Raw genomic sequence first — 11,177 nt, 5'->3', positions numbered from 1 at the left:
TAATCCTTTCGTTGGTACCGGTGCTAATTCAACCAGTGCGCTGGATTACGGTATTGAACAGATCGACTTCGCTAAAGAAGGCTTTATCGGTGGCTCGGTTCTGAATGCCGCGATGTACAACGGTCAGCCGATCCGCAGTATGAAATTACCAGCCGGTTCTCCTAACTGGGGCAGTGGCTGGAAAAAAGCCGTTAAGGAATATTATGGTCACTCCATGACCATTGCTTCTCACGGCAGTAACATGTCCTACCGCGATTGCTATTTAAGTCTTGATCCTACCTATAAAGATGATTACGGCCAGCCTCTGCTGCGTATGACCTTTGACTGGAAAGATAATGATATCCGCATGACTCAGTTTATGAAGGGTAAAATTGATGCCATCTCGGAATCCATGAATCCGGATGTGTATAAATCGTCCTTCAAAAAACCGGGCGTGCACTACGATGTAAAACCGTATCAGACTACCCACAACGTGGGCGGCTCGCCAATGGGTACGGATCCGAAAACCAGTGCTGTTAACCCGTATCTGCAAAGCTGGGATGTACATAACGTATTCGTTATGGGCGCCAGTGTGTTCCCACAGAATATTCAGTTCAACCCAACCGTACTGGTAGGTGGTCTGACTCTGTGGGCAGCTAAAGCGATCCGCGAACAGTATCTGAAAAACCCTGGTCCACTGGTAAAAGCATAAGGAGGCTGACATGAAAAATTTAATGGCAATTGTTTCGCTGTCTCTGCTGTTTACCGCAGCCCAGGCATCTGCCGATCAGGATCTGATCAAAAAAGGTGAATATATGGCGCGCGCCAGTGACTGTGTGGCGTGTCATACCGTGAAAGGTGGTAAGCCTTTCGCGGGTGGGCGTTCAATTGAAAGCCCGTTTGGAACCATTTACACCACCAACATCACACCCGATAAAGCGACCGGTATTGGTAGCTACAGCTTTGAAGAGTTTGATGATGCGGTTCGTCATGGCCGTCGTGCAGATGGCAGTTTCCTGTATCCGGCAATGCCTTATCCGGATTACGCGAAATTGTCTGACGACGATGTAAAAGCCTTGTACGCCTATTTTATGCAGGGTGTAAAACCGGTAAATACTGAGGTTCCGGAAACCGATCTGAGCTTCCCGTTCAACCAGCGCTGGGGTCTGCGTTTCTGGAACTGGTTCTACGATGGCGATGGTCCGTTTGAAGCCGACAGCAGTAAGTCTGATGCCTATAACCGTGGTGCTTATCTGGTACAGGGCGCTGGTCACTGTGGCAGCTGTCACACACCGCGCGGCTTTGCGTCCCAGGAAAAAGCCTTTGATGAAGGCGACAGTGATTTCCTCAGTGGCGGTCAGATCGGAATCTGGCATGCGCCAAGTCTGCGTGGCGGCAAAAATGGCGCTCTGCAGGACTGGAGTGAAGACGATATCGCCTTCTATCTGGCCACCGGCCGTAACCGTCACACTGCCGTTGTTGGTGAAATGACTGACGTTATTGATCACAGCATGCAGTATATGAATCAGCAGGATCTCAACGCCATTGCTGCGTATCTGAAAGGTCTGCCAGGTAATGGTAAATACGTTGCCAGCAATAACGCTGAGACTCAGAAAACAGCCGCTGTGCTGAACAAAGCAGTCGTGGCTGATGATTCCGGTGAACGCCTGTATCTGGATAACTGTGGCGCGTGTCACTTCACTGCCGGTGAAGGTGCAGCCAATATCTTCCCGGTACTGGACGGCAACTCACTGGTGAATGCTGAAGATCCTTCCGGTCTGATTCATGTGATTCTGGCAGGCTCACGCATGCCATCCACAGATAAGGCTCCGGAAGATCTGGCAATGCCTGGTTTTGGCTGGAGACTGTCAGACGCTGAAGCAGCGACTCTGGTGACTTTCCTGCGTCAGGCATGGAACAATAATGCTGCCGCTGTTACCGCAGCCGACGTAGCCAATGTCCGTAAGGATATTCCGGCTGATGTACTGAATGCCAGCGCACCTTAACCGTCAGGTTATTGTTGCTTAGCAAACGGTAGAAAGAGAAAGGCTCTGCTTCGGCAGGGCCTTTTTTATGGCCTGCAGTCAGGGCATACATTGCCCTGGATTATCTGGTGTGACTTTATCCGTTACTGACCAGCCCCTGTTCTTCTTTCAGGCTGGTAATCATCGGCGCAGGTTGGTTGGCCTTACGCTTTTTGCTCAGGTAATCGCGGAATATACCGACGTCAATGGTTTCACTGGCGGCCACTTCCATGGCCCGGCGCACAATTTTGTATTCGCCACAGTCCGGGCAATCAATGTGGGTGTAGTTGCCATCCGGTTCGATGGTCTGGCAGTCACGGGAACAGATCGGGCATTGCATAAACTTTCTTCCCTGTTGTTTTTGAGTCGTGGATAAACCGTTTTCGCGCATCTGAGCGCTGATACACCTTTCAGGTAGCGTCAGCCTGCAGGGTGGACCATGGGTTTATGCTAACGGCTTGCTGATAATTGGCAATGCATAACACGGTCATTGGCCGGCAGATGAATCCGGGGCGGAGAGAAAGATGCCCTGCGTTCAGTTATGGCGGGGATTGTCCGTAAAGCCTGCTGTAAATCCGCGTCGGCGCAGTCATCTGCGGGGGATTATGTTTTAATACGCTCCTGTTTTTCTGATTTCATCCGTAAAAAGGCCATCGTTATGCAGGGCGCAGGTTCGCAACCAACATCTTCAGTATTCAGCTGGCTTAAGGGTCTCAATGGTCAGATTCTGATTGCAGCCGTGGCCGGTATTCTGCTGGGGTACGGACTGAATTCATTAGCGGCCGATCATCCGCTGAAGACCGGGGTGCTTTATTGGGCGGGGATTGCTGGCCGGTTTTTTATCGATCTGCTGAAGATGGTATTAATTCCGCTGATTTTTACCTCCATCGTCACGGGTATTGCCCATTTGCAGGCCCACAGTCAGGCGGGCAAAGTCTGGCGTTATGCGCTGGGCTTTTTTGCTTTATCCATGGTGTGTGCCATGGTGTTGTCGTTGCTGGTTACCGGCTGGTTTAAACCGGGTTCGGGTCTGGAGCTGGCGATGTTTCAGGACAGCATGGATCAGATTCAGGCGAAGCAGATGAGTGGTGGCGAATTTTTAGCCCAGTTTTTACACAGTCTGTTTATGAATCCATTCTCTGCTTTAGCGGATGGCAAAATTCTTTCTGTGGTGGTATTTGCGGTATTTCTTGGTATTGCCCTGGTAAAGGCGGCGTCTGTTGAGTCTGATTCCGGCGCCAGCAACGGCAGCAGTAAAAACAAAAGCGGCTATGTGCTGGCCCTGTTGCAGGAGTTTCTCGACCTGCTGATGCTGATCATCGGCTGGATTATGAAGCTCGCTCCTCTGGGGGTGTTCGCACTGTTAACCAAGCTGATGGCAACACAGGATATGGCTTTGCTGGGCACCATGGGCGAATTTATTCTGCTGGTGTTTGCCATCACCATTATTCATGGTGCCATTGTGCTGCCGGGTCTGATGTATCTGTTTACCGGTAAGTCACCGTTATGGTTATGGCGCGGTGCCCGGCCGGCGATGATCACCGCCTTTGCCACCAGTTCCAGTGCCGCGACTCTGCCATTAAGTATGCAGTGCAGCGAGCAGGCGCTGGGGGTTAAAAAAGACGTCGCCGGTTTTGTCCTGCCTGTCGGTGCCACCATGAATATGGATGGCACAGCTCTGTATGAGGCATCAGCGGCGTTGTTTATTGCCTATCTGATGGGCATGGATTTATCCATTGGCCAGCAGGTTATTGTGATGCTGACAGCCATGATTGCTTCTATGGGGGCGCCGGGTATTCCCAGTGCCGGCATGGTCACCATGGTGATGGTGCTGCAATCGGTCGGATTGCCGGCGGAAGCAATTGCCATTCTGCTGCCGATTGACCGTATCCTCGACACCATTCGCACCGCAGTGAATGTGGAAGGCGATATTGTCACCAGTGTGGTGGTGGATCATGCGGTGGCCCGGGACTGAGCCACTCTTTTTGCTGGTCACCACTGCATTTTCTGGTCAGCAGCGTTTAATCAGACTGCCTTGAATTGCCGGGCGATCAATTCCTGAACGTTTTACTTTCTGACGTTTTACGGTCTTACGTCTTATTTTTTTAAATAGCCTCTCACGGTCTTTTTATTCAGCTCATGTACTTCGCGGTAGGCTTCCCACCAGTGCAGGGTATGGGCTGCTAATTCTTGGCTGATCATCTCTTCGGCGCTTTTCTTATCCAGTGAACCATCTACTGCTGCATTGATCATGCGTTGCAGATAGGCGGCATTGGCGTGGATAAAGTCTTTGCTGTAGCCACCGTGTCGTTGGGTATCCACGTCGCCATGGACGGTATAGATATGCTCAATATCCATCGCTGCCATGCGCTGATATTCTTCAATCTGAGTTTGCGCTGAGGCAACTTCAAAGCTGAAAAACCACACCGGATCTTCCAGCATGTCGGCCGCCAGCAGGGTTTTCTGCCCCGGCAGACAGGCGCAGATATGGCCGTGTTCATGGATAGCAAATTCATGCAGTTCAATCAGCGTGCTGCCACACCAGATATCCAGACGACCACTGAAACACACCGTGGGCAGAACGACCGGGAAGGGCGGTACACCGGGGGAGCCGAGCTCCAGTGATGAGCGGTTTTCCGCCATCAGCCGGCGCGTCATTGTGTGGGCGATGATGGTACAGTCGGAGTAGACATGGTTTTCGGCAATATGGTCTTCGTGCCAGTGGGTATTCACCAGCGTAAAGCGTTCAATGCCGTGTTCCCGGGTCATAAAGTCACGCACGTACTGACCGTGGCCGGCCAGGTTCATGCAGTCGATCATTACCGCTTCTTCGCCCTCATAGACCACAAACGCGCCGCCGCCGAGGCGCATATCAATGCTGGCATGCTGAGGATGGCGCCCCCAGTAAAAGAACAGCAGATTGTGCGCCAGAGGAATGGCTTCGATGTAGTTAAATTCCTGAGCTGAAGTGGATTCGTCAACTGACATAACGGGTTCCTGAGGGAAGACAAGAAGACACAACACAGCAGGCAGGATTGTACGCCGCTGGTGTGCTGTGAGAGGCATAATATACCGCAGCCACGGCGCAGAAAGCGCAGACCGTCAGAACATGGAGGAATTGGCACCAATGACGGCGGGCGGCGGATTCTGTACAATCCGCCACCATTATCTGTATTTGCACAGCGCTGGCGTCTGCCGGTGCTTATCCCCATGAGGTTTGAATATGTCCGAAGGCAAAACGTCCAGCGGCAAAGTCGGTTTTGTATCCCTTGGTTGTCCGAAAGCGCTGGTGGATTCCGAGAAGATCCTGACCCAGCTGCGCATGGATGGCTACGAAGTGGTCAACAGCTACGATAACGCTGACGTGGTGGTGGTGAACACCTGTGGTTTTATTGATGCGGCCAAGCAGGAATCGCTGGATGCCATCAAAGAAGCTATGACCGAGAACGGTAAGGTGATCGTCACCGGCTGTATGGGCAAAGGTAAAGATGCAGAGACCATCAAAGAGCTGAATCCCGGCATTCTGGCGGTAACCGGTCCACAGGCCTATGAAGAAGTAATGGGTGTGGTGCACGAGTGGGTTCCACCACTGGACCAGGAGCATAACCCCTTTATCGATCTGGTGCCTGTGCCGCCGGAAGGCGTGAAGCTGACGCCGCGCCATTATTCATACCTGAAGATTTCCGAAGGCTGTAACCACAGCTGTACCTTCTGCATCATCCCGGATATGCGTGGTAAGCACGTCAGCCGCCCGGTTGGTGATGTGCTGGATGAAGCCAAACGCTTAGTGGCCGCCGGCACCAAAGAGTTGCTGGTGATCTCGCAGGACACCTCAGCCTACGGTGTGGATACCAAATACCGTACCGGTTTCTGGGATGGCAAACCGGTAAAAACCAAACTCTACGATCTGTGCAAAGAACTGGGTGAGATGGGCGCCTGGGTACGTCTGCATTACGTTTACCCGTACCCGAGTGTGGACGATATTCTGCCGTTAATGGCGGAAGGTAAAATCCTGCCGTATCTGGATATCCCGTTCCAGCACGCCAGCCCACGTATTCTCAAGCTGATGAAGCGTCCGGCCCATGCCGAAAACACGCTGGAGCGTATCAAAAAATGGCGTGAAGCGGTGCCGCAACTGGTGATCCGCTCAACTTTCGTGGTGGGCTTCCCCGGTGAAACCGAAGAAGACTTCCAGCTGCTGCTCGACTGGCTGGAAGAAGCCGAACTCGACCGGGTTGGCTGCTTCAAATACAGCCCGGTAGAAGGCGCAAAAGCCAACGATCTGCCGGATCATGTACCGGAAGAAATCCAGCAGGAGCGCTTCGACCGCTTTATGCAGACCCAGCAGGACATCAGTGCGCGCAAACTGCAGCGTAAAATCGGTACCCGCATGACCGTACTGGTGGATGAAGTCGACGAAGAGGGCGCGGTTGCCCGTTCACCGGGGGATGCGCCAAACATCGATGGCATGGTGTATCTGAACGACTTCTTTGATTGCCAGCCAGGCGATTTCATCGAAGTAGAAATTGAACACGCTGATGAATATGACCTGTGGGGCTCCCCGGTCGCCTGATACGTGTTTTCCGTCGGGATACCTGCAGCGGTGTCCCGGCTTTGTATCCCTCTGCTGTTCTGATCCTCTTTCTGTTAATTCCCTGCATCCAATAAAGTTACCTAATCGGTACTTTATCGCATTAAATTTCAATAAAGACCCATAATAAGGACTTTATGATTTCCTGGTGATTCCGGTCTGTATGCGATCTTTGATCAGCTCCTGTTTGATAATATTGCAATGTCTATTCATCTTTTAATGTGCTTAAATTGATTCATTAAGTTAATTTTATGAATTTTAAGTCCGTATTTGGGATCATTATGAATAGTTCTGGTCATTTCAGTGGCATGTCACCACAGGCCGTCTGTGGAGAGCTGGGGGAGCGCCTCAAGCAGGCCCGCTTAAACCGGGACCTTACCCAGAGCGAGGTCGCTGATATGGCGGGCATCAGCCGCAAGCTGGTGCTGAATGCCGAGAAAGGCAAAACTCAGCTGGAAGTGCTGGTGGCTATTCTGCAGGTGTTACAGCTCACGGATCAGCTTGATCAGTTTCTGCCGCCGCAAACGATGTCGCCACTGCAGCTGGCCAAATTGCAGGGTAAACGCCGTCAGCGGGCCTCCGGACAGCGCCGCCAGGGCGATCAGGCGACTGATCCGTCAGAGGACGATGAGACATGGTGATGGATGCTATCCGCGTGAATTATGCTGACGGGGATACCCTGCACGAGGTGGGCGCCGTCAGTTTTGACACCGCCAGCGGCATCGGCGCATTTGAATATCAGCCGTCTTTCATCCGTACCGGCATCGAGCTGGCACCGCTGACCATGCCGCTGTCTGGGCAGATATACAGATTTCCGGTACTGAACCCGGAAACCTTCAGAGGGCTGCCGGGGCTGATAGCGGACTCGCTGCCGGATGACTTCGGTAATGCGGTATTGAATGCCTGGGTTGCCAGTCGTGGTGGTCGGCCCGGGGACATCACGCCACCTCAGCGTCTGCAGTACACCGGAAAGCGGGGTATGGGCGCGCTGGAGTTTGCGCCGGCTACCCGGCTGAAAAGCCTGAATGCGTCGCAGCATGTTGAAATTGAGTCTCTGGTTGCCGTGGCACAGGAAATTCTGGATCAGCGTAACGATTTTCAGGTATCGCTGAATCAGCGGCAGAGTGAAGATCAGCAAGCCATGATGGCACTGTTATCTGTCGGTATGAGTGCTGGTGGTGCGCGGCCCAAAGCTGTGCTGGCATTCAATCAGGATTTTACTCAGGCCCGCTCAGGGCAGACGGATGTGCCGGATGGTTTCGATCATTATCTGATGAAATTCGACGGCGTCAGTGAACATAACCAACATAAAGAAACCTTTGGTGATCCCATGGGGTACGGGGCGATGGAATACGTCTACGCTCTGATGGCCCGCTCCTGTGGTATCGATATGATGCCGTGTCATTTACTGCAGGAAGGTGATCGCCGTCATTTTCTGACCCGCCGCTTTGATCGGCTGGGTAACCGTAAAATTCATATGCAGACATTAAACGGCCTTGCCCATGTGGATTATAAAAAGCCGGGCAGTTTTTCTTACGCTGAATTATTTGCGGTGGCGCGTCAGTTAAAGCTGACAGCAACAGCAGCGGAGCAGATACTGAGGCGGATGGTGTTTAATATCGTTGCCCGCAATCATGATGATCATGCCAAAAACGTTGCCTTTCTGTATCAGGATAAAACCTGGTCTCTGGCACCGGCTTATGATCTTGCCTACAGCTATAAACCCGGCAGCCCGTGGGTGAACAGTCACTGGATGAGCCTGAACGGAAAGCGTGATTATTTCACCCGGGAGGATATTTACTCACTGCAGAGTCTGAGCCCATTATTCAGTCGCAAAAAACTGAACGGGGTTATTGATGAGGTCTGTGACAGTGTCTCCCGCTGGCCAACATTGGCACAGGAATATGGTGTGCCGCCGTCGTTAGTGAAAGAAATTCAGGCTAATCTGCGCTTATCCCTATGACAAAACGTATCTTATTGTTGTCCGCCTATCGTTCTGACAGTCATGCCAGCTGGGTTAACTGGCTGACGCAGAACCTCGAAGCCGACTGGCGCGTACTGGAATTACCCGGACGATATTTCCGCTGGCGCATTCGTGGTAATCCGCTGAGCTGGCTGGATGAACTGCCACAACAGCTTGATGGCTGGCAGCCCGATCGTATTCTGGCGACGTCTATGGTTGATATCGCCACGATCAAAGGCCTGATACCTGCGTTAGCTGCTGTACCGGTCAGTTATTATTTCCACGAAAATCAGTTTGCCTATCCTCTGGGGGAAGGGCAGCACAGCTCGGTTGATCCGCAAATGGTTCAGCTGTATGGCGCTTTGAGTGCTGATGAGTGTCTGTTTAATTCGGATTTTAACCGGCAAACCTTTCTGTCTGGAGTCAGTCGGCTGTTGAAACAATTGCCGGATTGTAAGCCTGCAGATTTGCAGAAGCGTCTGTCGGCAAAAAGTGATCTGCTGCCGGTACCGGTAAAAGCCATTGCTGGTGGAACAAAAATCCCCGGACTGATTGTCTGGAATCATCGCTGGGAATATGACAAGAAGCCGGAATTGTTTGTGGAATTTCTCAGAGAGCTTAGGAAGAGCGATTTTTCGTTTTCAGTGGCGCTGCTGGGGGTCAGGGCGCAGAAAACACCAGCGGCTCTGGCGGCTGTGCGCGCAGAGTTTTCCGATCACATTCTGGTCGACGGAATGTTGCCGCGACATGAGTATGAAGCGTGGCTGGGGCGTGCGGAATTTGTGGTCAGTACGGCGATTCATGAATTTCAGGGGCTGTCGGTACTGGAAGCCGTCACGGCAGGTGCCATTCCGCTTGTTCCCGACGACTTATGCTACCGCGAACAGTATGCTGATATATGCCGTTATCCATCGGCCAATATGCAGGCGGCAGTCGCTCAATTGCAGGCACTTTCCGGCCTGAAAATGAACAGCACGGAAATTAACAATGGCGCTGATCCAGCGGCGCAGTCCGTCAGCGTAATGAATTCAATCTGCCGGATGAGCTATGCGGAGCTGGCGGGTGAGGGTTGGCAACGCTGGTTAAACAGCATTTAAACGCTTTACTGCTGCGTTTGAATGCTGCGGTGGGATTGATTGTTACTGGCGATCCAGCAGTTCCCGCAGAACGATGACCAGATTCTGCAGGCTGGCTCCCAACGCTTCTGTGCGGCAGGATGCTGATTCAATACGGTCTGTGGCATTGTTGGCCAGGGCGCGCAGTTTTTCTTCCTGATCATCGTCCAGGCCGAGGCCGGGCATCAGATCATCCTGAGCGTTGATCATGTCGCGGATGGCATTCATCAGATCGGCAGAGTAATCGCCGATATCTTTATTTGATCGTTCCACACATTCTTCCGCCAACTGAATGATGTCTTCCAGCATGGCGACGCGCTGCTGTTTCATCTCCAGGGTGTGGCCGGCCTCAATTGCAACCGCCCGGTCGCTGGCCACATCCGCGATCATAACCAACAGATCTTTGAAGCGGCCGTAGCGGGTTTCTTCATCCACCGGCATATTTTTAATCAACATAACAACTTTATCGCTGTTGATCAGGGTACGGTTACCCATGTGGGTCATACGCTGGCCGGAAGACTGAAACCTGTCCATCAGTGAGGCTTCCATAGATCCTTTTTTACAACCGGAAAAGGTTTCTGTGCCGGCGCGGATCATGACACTGCAGGACAGATTAAAATAGCTGATCGAGTCCCGGATGGCATCAGCTAACGGCTGCTGCTTTTCGATCTGATGGACAGCACGCAGCAGCTGAATCAGTTTGCCTAACTCGCTGGAGTTGGTCATGGCTTCCATGGCGACTTTCACCGCGGATTGTGCCTGCTCCATACTGCGTTCTTTTTCTTTACGGTCGTGCAGTAATTTGTCAGCGCGGTGCAGGATCGAACGTCCATCACGTGGGTCGCTGATAAATTCATCGGCGCCTGCCTCATAGGCTGCAAGGCGGATTTCACTGCTGTTTGAAGCGGATAACAGAATCAGAGGAACGGAACTGTGCGCCGGATTTTTTTTCACTGCAGTGCAGACTTCATAGCCATCTTTTGGCGATGAAGCGGTTTCTTTATTGCGCAGGGCAACGCCAATAACGGCCAGGTCTGGCATGCGGCTGCTAAATTCAGCAAAGAATTCTTCGATGCTGTGTACACAGATGAGTTTGTACTTTTCTTTCAGCACCAGACTTATGGCATCAGAAGTCTCAGTGGAGTTGGTGGCAATCAGAATAGAGGCGTCAGTCATAAAGGTTAATCCTGCTCTTTTTCCTGAATGTCATGTAACAGGTCGTAGAGTGCTTCGAGAATATTGTTAAGGTTATTATTCAGACGGCTGGTATCGCGGGTGGTGTCTTCCAGCTTGTCTGTTGTGACGTTGGCAAGCCCCAGCAATTTCTTCTCCTGATCGTCTTCCAGGCCCAGATTAAACAGCATGCCTTCCAGCTGAATCAGCATGTCGCTCATGGTCTGGGTGACCACGTCGGAAAAGTTCTGAATTTCATTGCTGGTCTTTTCAATGTTCAGCTCGGCGAGGGCGATAATTTCTTTCAGGAAGCTCAGGCGCTGCTCGTGCAT

At 52.1% G+C, this 11,177-nt stretch carries 11 protein-coding genes; 7 read left to right on the top strand and 4 right to left on the bottom strand.

Features of this window, described 5'->3' with window-relative positions:
• Together B2Z72_RS09555 and B2Z72_RS09550 are read left to right on the top strand one after the other, a co-directional pair.
• Positions 1–691 (top strand): GMC oxidoreductase (locus B2Z72_RS09555; RefSeq protein WP_297004672.1); only part of this gene is annotated, 691 nt, incomplete at its 5' end.
• A 10-nt stretch (positions 692–701) separates the two neighbouring features.
• Positions 702–1,985, top strand: a complete 1,284-nt coding sequence (locus B2Z72_RS09550; protein ID WP_296984579.1) for a c-type cytochrome — start codon at positions 702–704, stop codon at positions 1,983–1,985.
• A 115-nt stretch (positions 1,986–2,100) separates the two neighbouring features.
• Here B2Z72_RS09550 and B2Z72_RS09545 read toward each other — a convergent pair whose 3' ends face one another.
• Positions 2,101–2,343 carry a hypothetical protein gene (locus B2Z72_RS09545; protein WP_296984577.1) on the bottom strand — a complete coding sequence of 81 codons (243 nt, stop codon included), beginning with the start codon at positions 2,341–2,343 and terminating at the stop codon, positions 2,101–2,103.
• 318 nt (positions 2,344–2,661) lie between these two features.
• On the opposite strand from B2Z72_RS09545, the gene B2Z72_RS09540 reads away from it, so the two are divergent.
• Positions 2,662–3,978: a dicarboxylate/amino acid:cation symporter gene (locus B2Z72_RS09540; RefSeq protein ID WP_296984575.1), complete on the top strand. Its 1,317-nt coding sequence runs from the start codon at positions 2,662–2,664 to the stop codon at positions 3,976–3,978.
• Positions 3,979–4,100: 122 nt separating this feature from the next.
• Here B2Z72_RS09540 and B2Z72_RS09535 read toward each other — a convergent pair whose 3' ends face one another.
• On the bottom strand, positions 4,101–4,991 hold the full coding sequence (locus tag B2Z72_RS09535) for an MBL fold metallo-hydrolase (protein ID WP_296984573.1): 891 nt from the start codon (positions 4,989–4,991) through the stop codon (positions 4,101–4,103).
• A 235-nt stretch (positions 4,992–5,226) separates the two neighbouring features.
• Here B2Z72_RS09535 and rimO point away from each other — a divergent pair, with 235 nt between their 5' ends.
• The 4 genes from rimO (at position 5,227) to B2Z72_RS09515 (ending at position 9,654) form a co-directional block, all read left to right on the top strand.
• The gene (rimO, locus tag B2Z72_RS09530; protein WP_296984571.1) at positions 5,227–6,576 is read left to right on the top strand and encodes a 30S ribosomal protein S12 methylthiotransferase RimO; all 1,350 of its coding nucleotides are present in this window, start codon (positions 5,227–5,229) and stop codon (positions 6,574–6,576) included.
• A 299-nt stretch (positions 6,577–6,875) separates the two neighbouring features.
• Positions 6,876–7,235: a helix-turn-helix transcriptional regulator gene (locus B2Z72_RS09525; protein WP_296984570.1), complete on the top strand. Its 360-nt coding sequence runs from the start codon at positions 6,876–6,878 to the stop codon at positions 7,233–7,235.
• Complete coding sequence (locus B2Z72_RS09520; RefSeq protein WP_296984568.1) at positions 7,229–8,557, top strand: type II toxin-antitoxin system HipA family toxin; 1,329 nt, start codon at positions 7,229–7,231, stop codon at positions 8,555–8,557. The genes B2Z72_RS09525 and B2Z72_RS09520 overlap by 7 nt, the downstream gene beginning before the upstream one ends.
• Positions 8,554–9,654, top strand: coding sequence for a tRNA-queuosine alpha-mannosyltransferase domain-containing protein (locus tag B2Z72_RS09515; RefSeq protein ID WP_296984566.1), 1,101 nt, complete (start codon positions 8,554–8,556; stop codon positions 9,652–9,654). Before B2Z72_RS09520 ends, B2Z72_RS09515 begins: the two co-directional genes overlap by 4 nt.
• Before the next feature lie 42 nt (positions 9,655–9,696).
• Here B2Z72_RS09515 and B2Z72_RS09510 read toward each other — a convergent pair whose 3' ends face one another.
• Together B2Z72_RS09510 and B2Z72_RS09505 are read right to left on the bottom strand one after the other, a co-directional pair.
• Positions 9,697–10,848, bottom strand: a complete 1,152-nt coding sequence (locus B2Z72_RS09510; RefSeq protein WP_296984564.1) for a response regulator — start codon at positions 10,846–10,848, stop codon at positions 9,697–9,699.
• A 5-nt stretch (positions 10,849–10,853) separates the two neighbouring features.
• The coding region (locus tag B2Z72_RS09505; protein ID WP_297004669.1) for a hypothetical protein at positions 10,854–11,177 on the bottom strand (324 nt) is incomplete at its 5' end.

The sequence above is a fragment of the Thalassolituus sp. UBA6592 genome (assembly GCF_002433655.1).
Taxonomy (GTDB): Bacteria; Pseudomonadota; Gammaproteobacteria; order Pseudomonadales; family Oceanobacteraceae; genus Venatoribacter.
Note: the sequence above shows the minus strand (reverse complement) of the source record. Positions and strands in the feature narration are given on the sequence as shown.